Origin of the sequence: Thermochromatium tepidum ATCC 43061, from assembly GCF_009664085.1 — a bacterium.
Taxonomy (GTDB): domain Bacteria; phylum Pseudomonadota; class Gammaproteobacteria; order Chromatiales; family Chromatiaceae; genus Thermochromatium; species Thermochromatium tepidum.
On sequence record NZ_CP039268.1, the window covers coordinates 444,584 to 460,704 of the forward strand.

Sequence of the window (16,121 nt, forward strand, 5' to 3'; positions counted from 1 at the left end):
ACTCAAGTCGCGGGTTTCCTTGCGGAGGGTCTATGAATGGCGCGGGGTCGGCGTGGTGACTGGCTTTGGTGATCCACTCCGAACGCTGCGTCCGCTTGGCGCGCACCACCTCATCCAGCGGCGGCAAGTCGATGATCAGCACTTCCTTGGGGCTCAGGCGCGACCCTAAACGCATGACACGAGCCGGGTCAGACGGGGAGAACCACACCGGCGGTGACGGCCTGGACATGACTGAGATTTCAGGGCATTGACCAGGTCTTCTCAGACACTGATGAGCGGTGCCTCCCCAGCGCGCTGTTCATACCCCCCGAGGCCAATTTATACTGATCCCTGATTGATTTTTAGCGGATACGGCTTACGGGAGAGCGGCATGAAAAAGGTCGAGGCGATCATCAAACCCTTCAAGCTAGACGACGTGCGCGAGGCGCTGTCGGCGGTCGGCATCACGGGCATGACGGCGATCGAGGTCAAGGGCTTCGGCCGACAAAAGGGCCACACCGAGCTCTATCGCGGGGCGGAGTACGTGGTCGATTTCCTCCCCAAGATCAAGATCGAGCTGATACTGGCCGATGATCAGGTCGAGGAGTGCATCAATGCCATCACCACAGCCGCGCGCACCGGCAAGATCGGTGACGGCAAGATCTTCGTCTCAGAGGTGACGCGCGTGGTGCGCATCCGCACTGGAGAGGAGAACGAGGTCGCGATCTAGCCGGCTCGCCCCGGACTTAGTTGCGATCGAGTTGGAGCGAGTCCCAGATTCGGCGCGCTAGATCGACCTTTTCGGGCCGGATCTCGTCGGGGACAAAACGCCCCTGCTGACGGTTGAGGTCAAGCACCCGCTTGACATCGGCCGCGAGATCATCCTTGCCGAGGGCGCGATAGGCGTCGATCAGCACCTCCAGCGCATCGTCCACGGCGCTGGTGCGCTGATAATGTTGGATGACGTAGTTGGCGCGATTGGCCGCCGCCAGATAGGCCCCGCGCTTCATGTAATAGCGTGCGACATTGACCTCGTTCATGGCCAGGTTGTTACGTAGATAGACCATGCGCTGGCGTGCATCCTCGGCGTACTTGCTGTTCGGGAAGCGTTCGACCAGCACCGCAAAGTCCTTGAAGGCATCCATGGCCGAGCCTGGATCGCGCTGTGAGGCGTCGGTCGGGATGAAGCGGTCGAGGAAGCCAATGCTGCGGTTGTAGTTGACGATGCCCTTGAGGTAATAGGCATAATCGACATAGGGGTTCTGGGGATAGAGCTTGATGAAACGATCCGCCGCCGCCAATGCGTCCTCAGGTTCATCGGCACGATAATAGGCGTAGGCGACATCCAGTTGCGCCTGCATGGCGTAGCGCCCGAAGGGATAGCGGGCCTCAAGCTTCTCATAGAGCTCGATGGCGCGTTTGTAGGAGCCTGAGTCGAGTTCCGCGGCGGCCTCGGCATAGAGCTTAGCGGCACTCCAGCCCTCAGTTTCATCGATTTCCTTGCCGAAGATCCCGCACCCGGCTAGCGTCACGGCGAGCAGGAGTGCGGTCAATCGTGTTAAGGTTCGTGACATGTTGCATGAGTATCTGTTTCAAAACGGTTCCAGTATACCCGAACCCCTGTCTTGGCGAGTGTGCTTAAGCCTTGGGTCTGCGGGGTCTGGTCTCTGATGGACTGGATACGGACTGAATGAGCTCGATTTCCACCGAAACCGTCCGCCGTTCGCTCCGGGTCGATCCCGATCTCGCCGGCGACCGGCTCGACCGTGTGCTGGCAAGGTTGTTGCCGGAGTTCTCGCGTGGGCGGCTCCAGCGCTGGATCGAGGCCGGCCAGGTGCTGGTCGACGATCGGCCCTGTCGAGTGCGCGACAAGGTCTGGGGTGGTGAGTCGATCCGGATCGAGGCCGAATTGGCGGCAGTCGATACGCATCAGCCACAGGCGATTGCGCTCGATCTGGTCTACGAGGACGCGCATCTGCTGGTGATCAATAAACCCGCCGGTCTGGTCGTACATCCGGCGGCCGGCAATCCGGACGGCACACTTCAAAACGCCTTGCTGCATCGGGCCCCTGAGCTTTCGGCCCTGCCGCGCGCCGGGATCGTGCATCGGCTCGACAAGGACACCACGGGTCTGATGGTGGTTGCGCGTACACTCCAAGCCCATCATGCGTTGGTTGAGCAGCTTCGGCGGCGGATCGTGCATCGCGAATATCGGGCGCTGGTGCTGGGCACCCTGGTCGCGGGCGGGCGGGTCGAGGCACCCATCGGTCGCCACCCGACCCAGCGTACCAAGATGGCCGTGGTCAATAACGGGCGCGCGGCCATCACCCATTATCGCGTCCTGGAATCCTATCCGGGGCATACCCTGTTGGCGGTCGAGCTAGAGACCGGACGCACCCATCAGATCCGGGTGCACATGGCCCATATCCATCATCCGCTGGTCGGCGATACGACCTATGGTGCGCGTCCGCGTCCCCCGCGCGGCTGTCGTCCCGAGCTGGCCGCCGCCCTGCAGGGTTTTCCGCGTCAGGCCTTGCACGCCATCCGTCTCGGACTCATCCATCCGGTCACTGGCGCCGAGATGCTCTGGGAGATCCCCATGGCCCCCGATCTAGCGGCCCTGTTGGATCTGTTGCGCTGGAAGGCGACCGATGGAATTGATCACTCCTGACTGGCCGGCACCGGACTGGGTGCGGGCCTGCTCGACCACCCGTGTGGGTGGTGTCAGCCGGGGTCCGTTCGCCAGCCTCAATCTCGGCGATCATGTCGGTGACGATCCAGGTCATGTTGCGCGCAATCGCGACCTCCTCTGCTCAAATTTGGGTCTGCCCGCCGCCCCCATGTGGCTGCGTCAGGTCCATGGTTGCGAGGTCGCGCGGGCCGAATGTCCGGTTGCGGCCATCCCCGAGGCCGATGCCGCGGTCGCGACCTCGCCCGGCGTCGTGTGCGCCGTCATGACTGCCGACTGTCTGCCGTTATTGCTCTGTGACGAGCAGGGCACGCGCGTGGCGGCGGTCCATGCCGGTTGGCGCGGACTGGCCGGCGGCGTGCTGGAGCGCGCGGTGGCGGCCATGGTGGTCGCGCCTGAACGGCTGTTGGCCTGGATGGGGCCGGCGATCGGCCCCGACGCCTTCGAGGTCGGTTCTGAGGTGCGTTCCACCTTCGTCACCGAGTATCCTGAGACCGCCGCCGCCTTTCGCCCCAGCCGAAACCAGGCACGAGGCGAACGCTGGCTGACCGATCTCTTTGAGCTCGCCCGGTTCAGACTCGCGCGACTCGGTATCGGGCGGGTGTATGGGGGAGGGGACTGCACCTTCTCCCAGCCGCGGCGTTTCTTTTCCTACCGGCGCGACGGCACGACCGGCCGTCTGGCCAGTCTGATCTGGCTCGTGCCGAACGACAGCCATGGGAGCTGATGACTGTGACGGATACCCTGTCTGACTGGAATCTCCTGACCCTGGTCGGTGCCGACCGACCCGGCATCGTCGCGCGCATCACGCGCGTCCTCTATGAATGCGGCTGCAACCTGGGCGAGGCCTCGATGATCCGGCTCGGCGGCAACTTCACCATCATGCTGATGGTCAGCGGCGCACGCCCGGAGGCCGAGATCCGAGACGCACTGGCACCCGTGGCCCAGGAGCTGGATCTGCGCCTTCATCTCGATCCGCTGAGCGGCGGACTGCACCAGCACCTGATGCCCAACGTCCAGGTGCGGGTAACAGGTGCCGATCGCGCTGGGATCGTCGCCGAAGTGACCGAGATCCTAGCCGAGCAAGGGGTCAACATCCTAGAACTGGACTCAGATGTGGCGGGGGACCGCGACCATCCGATCTATATCATGAATATCCAGGGCTATAGCGACCGCACCCTCGAGTCCCTGGCCGACGCACTGGCGCCGATGACCGCGCGCGGCGTATCGGTGGATGTCTCACCGGTCGATGTGCTGATCGGTTGAGTCATGGCGATCCTCGAGATCCTCAAACTACCAGATCCGCGGCTCAAGCAGATCTCCGAACCGGTCGAGACCTTCGATCAGTCCTTGCGCGACTTCATCGCCGATCTGGAAGAGACCCGTCTGGCCGGCCCTGCCGCCGTCGGCATCGCCGCGCCCCAGGTCGGATGCTTGCGGCGGATCGTCATCGTCGACGTCTCGGCGCGGCCCAAGACGCCCAATCACGGTCATCTGGTGCTGATCAACCCAGAGATCACCCACTGGGAGGGCTTTGCCCTGGGCCGTGAGGGCTGTCTCTCGGTCCCTGATTACACAGGCAACGTGATCCGCGCCACCCAGATCCGGCTTAAGGCCCAGGATCTTGAGGGCAACATGCACCAGTACGAGCTGGAGGGGTTTGAGGCGCGCGCGGTCCAACACGAACTCGACCATCTCGACGGACTGCTGTTCGTCGACCGGGTGGTGAGCCGCCGTACCGATCTCTATCGGCGTAAGGTCTACAAATAGCCCGAACCGGCGATTTCCTCACAGGGTATAACGCCAATGAAACAGCGCCTCTTTCGGCTTCCACTTCCGCTCATCGCCCTGCTGATCGCGACGACGACCACGGCGGCGCCCTCTTCGGTGCCCTTGTCGGACCTCTTCCCGACTCCGGCCCAGACCAAGACCGCCATCGTCATCAACAAGGTGCTGGAACGCTATCACTACCGCAAGGTCGTGCTCGACCGCGACTTCGCCGCCGCGGTGCTTGAGCGCTATCTCAAGGCGCTCGATCCGAGCCGTACCTTCTTCCTGGCGCGTGACGTGGAGCGGTTCCAGAATGGCGCGCGCCAGCTTGATGAGAATCTGCGCCGGGGCGAGTTGGACATCGCCTTCGACATCTTCCGCGTCTACCGGATGCGGGTCGACGAGCAGGTTGCCCACGCGCTCAAGCTGCTCGAAGGCCGCTTCGAGTTCGACACCCCCGAGACCTTCAGCTTCGAGTCTGACGAGACACCCTGGGCGCGCGACAAGACCGAGCTCGACGAACGCTGGCGCAAGCGTGTCAAGTACGATTACCTGTCGCTGCGGCTGGCCGATAAGTCCGACGCGGAGATCCGCGACCGGCTGCGCAAGCGCTACGAGGGGCTGGCACGGCGTATCCATCAGTTCAAGGGCGAGGACGTGTTCCAGACCTTCATGAATGCCTATACCGAGACCATCGAACCGCACACCAGCTATATGTCGCCGAGCACCTCGGAGAACTTCGACATCAGCATGAAGCTCTCGCTGGAAGGCATCGGCGCCGTACTGCGCTCGGACAACGAATACACGGTCGTCCAGAGCACGGTTCCGGGGGGGCCGGCGCGCGAGTCTGGCCAAATATGGGCCGGCGATCAGATCCTCGGTGTGGCCCAGGGACTCGATGGTCCCATGGAGGATGTGGTCGGCTGGCGTCTGGAGGACGTGGTCGATAGGATCCGCGGTCCCAAGGGGTCGGTGGTGCGACTGCAGATCCAGCCCAAGGCCGGCGGTTCGTCCAAGCCCGTGCGCGAGGTCACCCTGGTACGCAAAGAGATCAAGCTCGAGGATCAGGCGGCCAAGAGCTATGTGGTTGAGGATCTCAGCAACGCCCCCGGACTCAAGATCGGGGTGATCGAGATCCCGGCCTTCTATCGCGACTTCGAGGCCGAGGGCAGTGGTACGTCTGATTTCCGCAGCACCACGCGCGATGTTCAGCGCCTCATCAATGAGCTGTTGATGCGCGGGATCGATGGGCTGCTGATCGATCTGCGTTCCAATGGCGGAGGCTCGCTCGCCGAGGCCACCGCGCTGACCGGTCTGTTTATCGATCTAGGCCCCGTGGTCCAGGTCAGGGATGCCTTCGGCAAGGTCGAGGTCGAGGCCGACCGCGATCCAGGCGTGGCCTACAACGGGCCACTGGCGGTGCTGGTCGACCGTGAGAGCGCCTCGGCCTCCGAGATCTTCGCCGCCGCCATCCAGGACTATGGGCGCGGGATCATCATCGGCGAACCGACCTTCGGCAAGGGTACGGTACAAACCCTGATCGATCTCAACCGCTATGTGCCAGGCGAGAAGGGCAATCTGGGACGGTTACGTCTGACCATGGCCGAGTTTTTCCGCATCAGCGGTGGTAGTACCCAGTTGCGCGGCGTGGAGCCGGATATTCGTTTCCCGACCGCCGAGTTCATCGGTAAACATGGCGAACGTTCGCTCGACAACGCCCTGCCTTGGACCCAGATCGATCCAGCCAACTTCAAGAAGGTCGGCGAGTTGCGCTTTGACGCCCTGGCGCGGCGTTCTGCCGAGCGCGTGGCCAAGGATGAGGGCTTCAGGATGCTCATAGAGCGCAGCCAGCTGATGCGTGAGGTCGAGAACCAAAAACAGGTGTCGCTGCGCGAATCCGAGCGGCGCGCCGAGGATGAACGACGCAACCGGCGCTTCAAGGCCGATCAGGAGCGTTTCCTGCGCGCGCGCGGCCTGACCCCGGTCGATGAAGAGGCCGATCAGGTCGACGAGGAGGCCCTAGAAAAGCAGCGCGCGGTCATTGCACGCATCGAGGTCGAGGAGGCCGCGCGCATCCTGGCCGACAGCCTCCTGATGCAGCGTGGGAATGCCGGGCCACGCGCCGTGATGAGGGATTGAGCTTGAGCGAGACCGCGATGGATCTGGGGCCGATGCTCGACCGGCTCCAACGGGCCGGCGCGAGCGCGGCGCTGCGCGACAATCGGATCGGCCTCGAGAAGGAGGGTCTGCGGGTTGCGCCGGACGGACGCTTGGCAAAGACCCCTCATCCGCCGGCGCTTGGCTCGGCGCTCACCCACCCGCACATCACGACCGACTTCTCCGAGGCCCTGATCGAGCTGGTGACGCCGGCGCTGACCGACCCGCGTGCCGTGCTCGATTTTCTGCGCGATGCCCATGTCTTCGTCAATCGCCATCTGGGCGACGAGCGGCTGTGGGCGACCAGCATGCCCTGCGTCATCGAGGGCGCCGCCTCCATTCCGCTCGCCTACTATGGCACCTCCAACGCCGCGACCATGAAGACCGTCTATCGGCGCGGGCTCGGCAATCGCTATGGACGGGTGATGCAGGTGATCGCCGGGGTCCATTTCAATTTTTCGTTCGCCGATGACTTCTGGAGCCTGTATCAGGTCGAGCGTGCCGACCATACGGATCCGATCGCGTTCCGCTCCGAGGCCCAGATGGGCATGATCCGGAACCTCCAGCGGATCGGTTGGCTGGTGCCCTATCTGTTCGGGGCCTCGCCGGCGGTCTGCGACAGTTTCGTTCAGGGACGCAAGACCGATCTGGAGCGGTTCGATCCCTACACACTCTATTACCCCTATGCCACCTCGCTGCGTCTGGGCGACATCGGCTATCAGAACAAGCAAGAGGAGGGGACCGGGATCAAGGCCTGTTATGACAGCCTGGATGCCTATGTCCGCAGCCTCACCTGGGCCATCGAGACCCCCTGTCCACAATACGAGGCGATCGGGGTCAAGGTCGGGGATCGCTATGAGCAACTCAACGCCAATGTGCTCCAGATCGAAAACGAGTACTACAGCACGGTGCGACCCAAGCAGATCACTGAGTGGCTGGAGAAGCCGACCCATGCCCTGCGCCGGCGCGGGATCCGGTATGTCGAGCTGCGCTCGCTCGACGTCAATCTTTATGAGCCTCTGGGTGTCGGTCTGGAACAGCTGGAGTTCTTAGAGACCCTGATGCTGTATGCGCTGCTCCAAGACAGCCCACGTATCGGGACGCGCGAACGGCGCGACATCGACGAGAATCAGTTGCGGGTGGCCCATCGTGGGCGCGAACCCGGGTTGCGTCTGACGCGCGATCGCGAGGAGGTCGCGCTTCACCTCTGGGCGCGTGAGATTCTCGACGGCATGGCCGGGGTCGCCGAACTGCTCGACGGCGGGGCAGAGGGACCGCACTTGGCGAATCTAAGACAGCAGCGCGAGAAGATCGATCATCCGGATCTGACCCCATCGGCCCGGATGCTGGACGAGATGCGCGAACGGGCTGAAAGCTTCTTCAGCCTGGCCTGGCGCTGGTCGGAGGCGCATCGTCAGGCGTTCCGAGAGGTGCAGCTCGCCCCCGAGCAAAACGCCCTCTTTGAACGCCTGGCCGCAGAGTCGCTCGCGCGTCAACGGGAGATCGAGTCGGCGGACCAGGTGGATTTCGATACCTTCTTGGCCGACTACTTCGCCGGTCGCCCCCCATCCCTGCCTGGATCGGCCTGAGTGGCAAGATCCAGCCCCAAGCGGATGTCTTGCTTCAGCGAGGCCGGTTTCACTCGGACCTTGCCCGCCGGCGCGCGGCGCACCCGCGGGCGGAACTCGCCGTAGCCTTTGAGCCATCTCGCCCATCGGGAACAGGATTGACAGCGCCTATCGAGCCGGTCAAACACCTTCGAGACGGCAGAGCCATTACCGGTAAACAACCCTCGACTGAAGTCGAAGGCTTTATTGTGAGACGCAGCAAACATGGTTGACCACATCCCCAACATTGGGCGTGTTTACAGCCGCCCTTGGCAGCGGGGCCCCGCTGCCAATCCGGGCCAGGTTTCGACTGGCGTTGCAGTCGGCGTGCGCCCGGAGACCACACTGTCTTATACACCACATGGCGCACTTCGTGCACCCGCCATTCCTCCCGCGACTCAAGTCGCGGGAGGAATGGCGGAGGGTCTATGAACATGCAGGAACGAACAACAGTCAAAGAGACTGTTCAAGCCCTTGTCAAGTCGACCGAATCTGCCTCGACCCGCACGGTGGCGGCTGTGGATCTCGGTTCCAACAGTTTTCATATGGTTGTCGCCCGTATCACCGACGGCCATGTTCAGATCACCGATCGTCTCAAAGAAATGGTGCGGCTCGGCGAGGGTCTGACCGAGGAGCGCCTGCTCAAACCCGAGGTCGCCGAACGTGCGCTCGCCTGTCTCGAACGCTTTGGTCAGCGTCTGCGTGGCTTTGCGCCTGAGGATGTGCGCGCGGTCGGCACCAACACACTGCGCCAGCTTGCTCCGAACGACGACTTCATCCAGCGCGCCGAGGCCGCGCTCGGTTATGGGATCGACGTCATCGCTGGACGGGAGGAGGCACGTCTGATCTATCTGGGTGTGGCCTATGGGTTGGCCGCCGGCGGCGAACGGCGGCTGGTGGTCGATATCGGCGGCGGCAGTACCGAGATGATCGTCGGGCGCGCCTTCTTACCCAGTCTGCGCGAGAGCCTCCATATGGGCTGTGTGAGCATGACCCAGCGTTATTTCGCCGATGGGCGGATCACGGCCAAGGCCATGCAGCGCGCCGAGCTTGCAGGTGCCCTCGAGGTCCGACCGGTACGCGAGCTCTTCCGTCGCGCCCGCTGGGAACGGGCCGTAGGGAGCTCCGGGACCATCCGCGCCATCGCGTCTGTGGTCCAGGCCGAGGGCTGGTGTGAGGACGGCATCTCGGCCGAGTCGCTCGCGCGTCTGCGCACGGCCCTGATCGATGCCGGCAAGGTTTCGGCCTTGCCCTTCAAGGCGCTGAGCGAGGAACGCCGTCCGGTCTTCGCCGGAGGTGTGGCCGTGCTGTGCTCAGTGTTCAACTCGCTCGGCATCGCCCAGATGCAGGTCTCGGACTATGCCCTGCGTGAGGGTCTGCTCTATGAGATGATGGGGCGCCACCAGCCGGGCGACGTGCGCGAGCGGACCATTGCCACACTCTGTCGTCAGTTCCACGTCGATCAGGAACATGCACGCAGGGTCGAGGCGACGGCACTGAGTCTCTACCATCAGTTGGTCAAGCCCTGGTCGCTCGACAATCTGGATTATCCGCTGATGCTTGCCTGGGCGGCCCGTCTGCACGAGATCGGCGTCATGGTCGCCCACAGCCAGTATCAGAAGCATGGGGCCTATCTCGTGCGCAACGCCGATCTGCCTGGATTCACACGTCAGGAGCAGGCGCTGCTCGCGACCCTGGTACTCGGACATCGACGCAAGTTTCCGATTCAAGAGTTTGCCGCGCTGCCTCAGGGTGTGCAGTCGGCGGCGCGGCGGCTGTGTGTCATCCTGCGTCTGGCAGTGCTGCTGCACCGTGGGCGCTCGGTCGACAGCAAGCCGAATCCGCTCATTCAGGTCGAGGGTGAGACCCTAACCCTGAGCTTCCCCACCGGCTGGCTCGTCAGCCATCCGCTGACCCAGTTGGAATTGGAACAGGAGGCCGAACGCCTGGCGGCCTCCGGGATGGTGTTGCGCTTTGGTTGAGCGGAGATCGCTCGACACTGCCCCTGTTTGCAGGCGTCTCAGCGCTTCTTCGGCGGCATCAAATCGGTGATGGATCCATGCGCCATCTCGGCGGCGAGTCCAATGGTCTCGCACAGGGTCGGATGCGGGTGGATGCTGAGTGCGATGTCCTCCATGTCGGCGCCCATCTCCAGCGCCAAAACCGCCTCGCCGATCAGTTCGCCGGCGTTGGGTCCGACGATCCCGGCGCCCAGGAGGCGCTTGGTCTCTGGATCGAATAGCAGCTTGGTGAACCCCTCGTCGCGGTGGAGGCCGAGGGCGCGTCCGCTCGCCGCCCAGGGGAAGACCCCCTTCTCGTAGGGGATGCCCTGGGCCCTGGCCTGGGTCTCGGTCAGGCCCATCCAGGCGACCTCGGGGTCCGTATAGGCGACGGCGGGGATGGTCAGGGGATCGAAGGCGGAGGGGAGACCAGCGATGACCTCGGCAGCGACCCTGGCCTCGTGCATGGCCTTGTGGGCGAGCATCGGAGCGCCGACCACATCGCCAATGGCAAAGATGTGCGGGACATTGGTGCGCTGCTGCTGATCGACCTTGATAAAGCCATGCGGATCGACCGCCACGCCCGCTGCCTCGGCGTTGATCTGCTGGCCGTTGGGCAGACGACCGACCGCAACCAGCACCTTGTCGTAGAGTTCCTCACCCGGATGCTGACCCTCGAACACCACCCTGATGCCCTCGGGACCGGCGCTCATGCTGGCAACCCTAGTTTTGAGCCAGATGTTCTCGTAGCGCTTTTTGACGACCTTTTCGAGCACCCTGACCAGATCCAGGTCACAGCCCGGCATGAGCTGATCCTTGAGCTCGACGATGTCGATCCGAGCCCCGAGGGCGCTGTAGACGCTCGCCATCTCCAGACCGATGATGCCGCCGCCGATGATCAGCAGCCGCTCCGGGACATCGGTCAGGGCCAGGGCGTCGGTCGAGTCCATGACCCGCGAGTCCTCGTGCGGGAAGCCGGGGATCCTCAGCGGCGAGGAGCCGCAGGCGATGATGGCCTGATCGAAACGGACCCGTACCCGACCCTCAGGGGTCTCGACCCCAATCCGGTTGGGCGACTCGAAACGCCCGGTACCCTGGATGACCTGGACCTGGCGCTGCTTGGCCAATGCAGCCAGTCCGCTGGTGAGCCTGGCGACCACCCTGTCCTTGCCGGCCCGCATCCTGGCCAGGTCGATCTCAGGCGCGCCATAGGTCACGCCCATGACGCCGAGCGTCTTGACCTCTTCCATGATGGCGGCCGTGTGCAGCAACGCCTTCGAGGGGATGCAGCCGACATTGAGACAGACCCCGCCAAGCCTCGGATAACGCTCGACCAGGACGACCTTCTTGCCCAGGTCGGCGGCGCGGAAGGCCGCCGTGTAGCCGCCGGGTCCGGCACCGAGCACCAGGACCTCGGTCAGGATCTCCTGGACGGCGGCGCTCTCGACTGAGGGTGTGGCGGCGTCATCGGCGGCGCTCGCGTTGTTCTCGGTGATCGCCGCCGACCCTGACTCAGCCTCAACCTCAAGGCTGAGGATCGGGTCGCCCTGCGAGATCAGATCATCGACCTTGACATGGATGGTCTGTACGATCCCGGCCCGGGGCGAGGGGATCTCCATACTGGCCTTGTCGCTCTCGACCGTGATCAGTGACGTCTCGGGTTCGACCCGATCACCGGGTGCGACCAGGATCTCGATGACCTGTACCTCCTTGAACTCTCCGATGTCCGGAACCTTGACCTCGATGATGGTGCTCATGGTGGGGCTTCTCTCACGGGCGCTGACAATCGTTATGGGATAAGGCCCGCCATCCTATCAGATCAGCAGGCGTCGGATATCGCCGAGCAGCTCGCGCAGCAGGCTGGTGAAGCGCGCCCCATCGGCACCATCGACCACGCGATGGTCGTAGGACAGCGACAGCGGCAGCATCAGACGCGGGACGAACTCGCGCCCGTTCCAGACCGGCCTCATCTCGGCGCGTGAGATGCCGAGGATGGCGACCTCAGGCGCGTTGACGATGGGGGTAAAGGCGGTCCCACCGATGCCGCCGAGACTGGAGATCGAGAAGCAGCCCCCCTGCATCTCGCCGGGCAGCAGCTTGCCGTCGCGCGCCTTGGCGCTCAGCTCCGCCAGTTCGGTGGCGAGCTGGTGCAGGCCCTTTTGATCGACATCGCGCACCACCGGGACAACCAGTCCGTTTGGGGTGTCGACCGCGACCCCGATATGGGTGTAGTGCTTGTAGACGAGACCCTCGCCGTCCGGGGTCAGGGAGGCCTTGAGCAGGGGCATCCGGGCCAATGCAACCGCCACAGCCTTGAGCAGGAAGGGCAGGAGTGTGAGCCTGACGCCGGCCTTGGCCGAGGTGTCCTTCTGGGCCTGGCGGAAGGCCTCCAACTCGGTGATATCGGCCTCGTCGAACTGGGTGACGTGCGGAATCCCCATCCAGCAGCGATGCAGATGACGCCCGCTGAGCTTGCGGATGCGCGGCAGCTCCCGGATCTCGGTCGGACCAAAGCGGCCAAGATCGACCTCGGGCGCGCTCGGCGGCTGAAAGGCCCCCAGGGGGCTTGGCTCGGGCGCCACGCCGCCGCCCTGGGCCAGGATCTGCTTGACATAGCCCTGGACATCCTCCTTGAGGATGCGGCCCTTGGGGCCCGAGCCCTTCAGGCGCGCCAAGTCCACGCCCAGCTCGCGCGCGAAGCGACGCACGGCAGGGCTCGCATGGGCCTTACGGCCCCGGGCGATGGCGGTCATGTCCTCGGGGCGGGGGAGGATCGGCGCCTGACGCGGCTCGGTCTCGCCGGGGATGCGGCGGGGCGGTTTCACCTCGGTTTCGGAGCGCGCCTCGGGTTGCAGGTGGGCCTCGGCCAGGTGCTTAGGTCCAGCTTCAGCCGGACTCGTCTGGTTTTGGGTGTGGCTCGACCCGGAGGTCTCGACCCGCATCAGCCGATCGCCCTGGCTGACGCGATCGCCGACCTTGACCAGGAGCTCCTTGACGACCCCAGCGATGGGCGCCGGGACCTCGATGGTCGCCTTGTCGCTTTCAAGGGTCAGAATGGATTGTTCGGCCTCGATCCGATCGCCGGGGGCGACCAGGATCTCGATGACCTCGACACCAGAAAAGTCGCCGATGTCGGGCAATAAAATCTCTTCGAGACGTGACACGCGCACTGCTCCTGAAGGCTGTTGGCCGGATGACTCAAACGTTGACGGGATTGGGCTTGTCCGGATCGATATGGTAGCGGGCGATGGCGTCCGTCACCATTGATATTGGAACCGTCCCCTCGTCGGCGAGCGCCTTGAGCGCGGCGAGCGCGATCTGATGGCGATCGACCTCGAAGAACCTCCTGAGCTGACGGCGCAGGTCACTGCGACCGAAGCCATCGGTCCCCAGGGTCACATAGCGACGCGGTACATAGGGCCGGATCTGGTCGGCTTGGAGCCGGATGTAATCGGTGGCGGCGACGATGGGGCCATGCGTGGCACCGAGCTGGGATTCGACCCAGGTGCGGCGCGGCGGCTGATCCGGATGGAGCCGATTCCAGCGCTCGATCTCGATGCCCTCGCGGCGCAGCTCGTTGAAGCTGGTGACGCTCCAGACGGTCGCCCCAACGCCGAAGTCCTGCTCCAGAAGCTCAGCCGCGGCCAGGGCCTCGCGCAGGATGGCGCCCGAGCCGAGCAATTGCACCTGGTATTTGGCATCGCTGGCCTGCCGCACTGGATACAGCCCCCTGAGGATCCCTTCTCTGCACCCCTCGGGCATCGGCGGCTGGACGTAGTTCTCGTTCATTGCGGTGATGTAATAGAAGACGTCCTCCTTGTCCTGATACATCCGACGCAGACCATCCTGGATGATCACCGCCAGCTCATAGGCATAGGCCGGGTCATAGGCTACGCAGTTGGGGATGGTCGAGGCCACTACCAGGCTGTGACCGTCTTGATGTTGGAGTCCCTCGCCGGCGAGGGTGGTGCGCCCGGCAGTCCCGCCGATCAGGAAGCCGCGTGCGCGCATGTCACCCGCCGCCCAGGCCAGATCGCCGATGCGCTGGAAGCCGAACATCGAGTAGAAGATATAAAAGGGGATCATGCTCTGGCCATGGTTGGCGTAGGCCGTGGCCGCCGCGATCCAGGACGACATGGCCCCGGCCTCGTTGATGCCCTCTTGCAGGATCTGGCCCTTCTTGTCCTCGCGGTAATACATGACCTGATCGGAGTCAACCGGCTCATAGAGCTGACCCTGAGAGGCATAGATCCCGAGCTGGCGGAACATGCCCTCCATGCCGAAGGTGCGCGCCTCGTCCGGGACGATGGGCACCACCAACCGACCGATCTGCTTGTCGCGCACCAAGAGCGTGAGCAACCGCACGAAGGCCATGGTGGTCGACAGCTCCTTGTCGCCGCTGCCGTCGAGCAGCGACTGGAAGGCATCGAGCCCTGGTACCTGGAGTGGCGCCGCCTGGTCGCGACGCGCCGGCAAAAATCCGCCGAGCTGTTCGCGCCGGGCATGCATGTACCTGACCTCCTCACTGTCGGGCGCCGGCTTGTAAAAGGGCGTGGCATTGAGCTGGTCGTCCGAGATCGGGATGTTGAAACGGTCGCGAAAGGCGCGCAGCGCGCTCTCGCCCATCTTCTTCTGCGAGTGGGTGATGTTCATGCCCTCTCCGGCCACCCCCATCCCGTAGCCCTTGACCGTCTTGGCCAGGATCACGGTCGGCTGGCCGGTGCAGCGCACGGCGGCAGCATAGGCATTAAAGATCTTGATCGGGTCATGACCGCCGCGATTGAGTCGCCAGATGTCCTCGTCGGTCATGTTGGCGACCATGGCCTTGAGCTCGGGATATTTGCCGAAGAAGTGTTGGCGGGTGTAGGCCCCGCCCTTGGCCTTGTAGGCCTGATAGTCGCCATCCACGCACTCTTCCATGCGCTTGAGCAGCAGACCCTGCTTGTCGCGCGCAAACAGCGGATCCCAGTAGCGCCCCCAGATGACCTTGATGACGTTCCAACCCGCGCCGCGGAACACGGCCTCTAGCTCCTGGATGATCTTGCCATTGCCGCGCACCGGTCCGTCGAGGCGTTGCAGATTGCAGTTGACGACGAAGATCAGGTTGTCGAGCCGCTCGCGCGCCGCCAGCGAGATCGCGCCCAGGGATTCCGGTTCGTCCATCTCGCCGTCGCCGAGAAAGGCCCAGACCCTGCGTCCGCTGGTATCGAGCAGCCCGCGATCGTGCAGATAGCGCATGAAGCGTGCCTGATAGATGGCCATCAGCGGCCCGAGCCCCATGGAGACCGTCGGGAACTGCCAGAAACCCGGCATCAGCCAGGGGTGCGGATAGGACGACAACCCGTTGCCATCGACCTCCTGCCGGAAATTGTAGAGCTCATCCTCGCTGATCCGGCCCTCGAGGAAGGCGCGGGCATAGATGCCAGGGGCGGTGTGACCCTGGAAGAACACCAGGTCCCCGCCGTGATCCTGGGTGCGGGCGTGCAGGAAGTGGTTATAGGCCACATCGATCAGGGTCGCCGAAGAGGCAAAGCTTGAGATGTGTCCACCGAGTTCGGTCGAGAGCTGATTGGCCTGGACCACCATGGCCATGGCGTTCCAGCGCACCAGCGAGCGTATACGCCGCTCTAGGGCGAGATCGCCCGGATAGGGCTTCTCGGCCTGGACCGGGATGGTGTTCAGATAGGCGGTGTTGGCGCTATAGGGCAGATAGGCGCCCGAGCGGCGGGCCTTGTCGATCAGGCGCTCGAGCAGGAAATGGGCGCGCTCGACGCCCTCGTTCTCCAGCACGGTCTCGAGCGAGTCGAGCCATTCCTGAGTCTCTTGCGGATCGATATCGGGCTTGTGGGTCATCAGTGGCTTCCAGGGAAGATTCGAGACAGTGTCCGACACGGACAAGGCCATCAGTATAACTGGATC

At 64.0% G+C, this 16,121-nt stretch carries 12 protein-coding genes; 8 read left to right on the top strand and 4 right to left on the bottom strand.

What is annotated here, in order from left to right; genetic code table 11:
• Nucleotides 1-370 precede the first annotated feature (370 nt).
• On the top strand, nucleotides 371-709 hold the full coding sequence (locus E6P07_RS02110; RefSeq protein WP_153974080.1) for a P-II family nitrogen regulator: 339 nt from the start codon (nucleotides 371-373) through the stop codon (nucleotides 707-709).
• A 16-nt stretch (nucleotides 710-725) separates the two neighbouring features.
• On the opposite strand, the gene E6P07_RS02115 is transcribed toward E6P07_RS02110, so the two are convergent.
• Nucleotides 726-1,553 carry an outer membrane protein assembly factor BamD gene (locus tag E6P07_RS02115; RefSeq protein ID WP_153974081.1) on the bottom strand — a complete coding sequence of 276 codons (828 nt, stop codon included), beginning with the start codon at nucleotides 1,551-1,553 and terminating at the stop codon, nucleotides 726-728.
• 116 nt (nucleotides 1,554-1,669) lie between these two features.
• On the opposite strand from E6P07_RS02115, the gene rluD reads away from it, so the two are divergent.
• From rluD to ppx, 7 genes are all read left to right on the top strand, one after another.
• Nucleotides 1,670-2,650, top strand: a complete 981-nt coding sequence (gene rluD / locus E6P07_RS02120) for a 23S rRNA pseudouridine(1911/1915/1917) synthase RluD (protein WP_153974082.1) — start codon at nucleotides 1,670-1,672, stop codon at nucleotides 2,648-2,650.
• Nucleotides 2,631-3,395, top strand: coding sequence for a peptidoglycan editing factor PgeF (pgeF, locus tag E6P07_RS02125; protein WP_153974083.1), 765 nt, complete (start codon nucleotides 2,631-2,633; stop codon nucleotides 3,393-3,395). Before rluD ends, pgeF begins: the two co-directional genes overlap by 20 nt.
• Nucleotides 3,395-3,934 carry a glycine cleavage system transcriptional repressor gene (locus E6P07_RS02130; RefSeq protein ID WP_153974084.1) on the top strand — a complete coding sequence of 180 codons (540 nt, stop codon included), beginning with the start codon at nucleotides 3,395-3,397 and terminating at the stop codon, nucleotides 3,932-3,934. The genes pgeF and E6P07_RS02130 overlap by 1 nt, the downstream gene beginning before the upstream one ends.
• Nucleotides 3,935-3,937: 3 nt before the next feature.
• Nucleotides 3,938-4,438: a peptide deformylase gene (gene def / locus E6P07_RS02135; RefSeq protein WP_153974085.1), complete on the top strand. Its 501-nt coding sequence runs from the start codon at nucleotides 3,938-3,940 to the stop codon at nucleotides 4,436-4,438.
• Nucleotides 4,439-4,474: 36 nt separating this feature from the next.
• The gene (locus E6P07_RS02140) at nucleotides 4,475-6,577 is read left to right on the top strand and encodes a carboxy terminal-processing peptidase (RefSeq protein ID WP_153974086.1); all 2,103 of its coding nucleotides are present in this window, start codon (nucleotides 4,475-4,477) and stop codon (nucleotides 6,575-6,577) included.
• Between the two features lie 32 nt (nucleotides 6,578-6,609).
• Nucleotides 6,610-8,184, top strand: a complete 1,575-nt coding sequence (gshA, locus tag E6P07_RS02145) for a glutamate--cysteine ligase (protein ID WP_246172976.1) — start codon at nucleotides 6,610-6,612, stop codon at nucleotides 8,182-8,184.
• 452 nt (nucleotides 8,185-8,636) lie between these two features.
• Entirely contained in the window at nucleotides 8,637-10,184 is a 1,548-nt protein-coding gene (gene ppx / locus E6P07_RS02150) for an exopolyphosphatase (protein WP_153974087.1), read from the top strand.
• A 38-nt stretch (nucleotides 10,185-10,222) separates the two neighbouring features.
• Here ppx and lpdA read toward each other — a convergent pair whose 3' ends face one another.
• Genes lpdA through aceE form a run of 3 tightly spaced genes read right to left on the bottom strand, consistent with a single transcriptional unit; the run spans nucleotide 10,223 to nucleotide 16,055 of the window.
• Nucleotides 10,223-11,959: a dihydrolipoyl dehydrogenase gene (gene lpdA, locus E6P07_RS02155; protein WP_153974088.1), complete on the bottom strand. Its 1,737-nt coding sequence runs from the start codon at nucleotides 11,957-11,959 to the stop codon at nucleotides 10,223-10,225.
• Between the two features lie 57 nt (nucleotides 11,960-12,016).
• Nucleotides 12,017-13,366 carry a dihydrolipoyllysine-residue acetyltransferase gene (aceF, locus tag E6P07_RS02160; protein WP_246172895.1) on the bottom strand — a complete coding sequence of 450 codons (1,350 nt, stop codon included), beginning with the start codon at nucleotides 13,364-13,366 and terminating at the stop codon, nucleotides 12,017-12,019.
• Nucleotides 13,367-13,400: 34 nt separating this feature from the next.
• Nucleotides 13,401-16,055, bottom strand: coding sequence for a pyruvate dehydrogenase (acetyl-transferring), homodimeric type (gene aceE, locus E6P07_RS02165; RefSeq protein WP_153974090.1), 2,655 nt, complete (start codon nucleotides 16,053-16,055; stop codon nucleotides 13,401-13,403).
• Between the last annotated feature and the right edge of the window lie 66 nt (nucleotides 16,056-16,121).

Coding starts and splice junctions, on each gene's coding strand:
- gshA (WP_246172976.1), top strand. CDS start 6,610: ATGCTCGACCGGCTCCAACGGGCCGGCGCGAGCGCGGCGCTGCGCGAC.
- lpdA (WP_153974088.1), bottom strand. CDS start 11,959: ATGAGCACCATCATCGAGGTCAAGGTTCCGGACATCGGAGAGTTCAAG.
- ppx (WP_153974087.1), top strand. CDS start 8,637: ATGCAGGAACGAACAACAGTCAAAGAGACTGTTCAAGCCCTTGTCAAG.
- E6P07_RS02140 (WP_153974086.1), top strand. CDS start 4,475: ATGAAACAGCGCCTCTTTCGGCTTCCACTTCCGCTCATCGCCCTGCTG.
- E6P07_RS02115 (WP_153974081.1), bottom strand. CDS start 1,553: ATGTCACGAACCTTAACACGATTGACCGCACTCCTGCTCGCCGTGACG.
- pgeF (WP_153974083.1), top strand. CDS start 2,631: ATGGAATTGATCACTCCTGACTGGCCGGCACCGGACTGGGTGCGGGCC.
- def (WP_153974085.1), top strand. CDS start 3,938: ATGGCGATCCTCGAGATCCTCAAACTACCAGATCCGCGGCTCAAGCAG.
- aceE (WP_153974090.1), bottom strand. CDS start 16,055: ATGACCCACAAGCCCGATATCGATCCGCAAGAGACTCAGGAATGGCTC.
- E6P07_RS02110 (WP_153974080.1), top strand. CDS start 371: ATGAAAAAGGTCGAGGCGATCATCAAACCCTTCAAGCTAGACGACGTG.
- rluD (WP_153974082.1), top strand. CDS start 1,670: ATGAGCTCGATTTCCACCGAAACCGTCCGCCGTTCGCTCCGGGTCGAT.
- E6P07_RS02130 (WP_153974084.1), top strand. CDS start 3,395: ATGACTGTGACGGATACCCTGTCTGACTGGAATCTCCTGACCCTGGTC.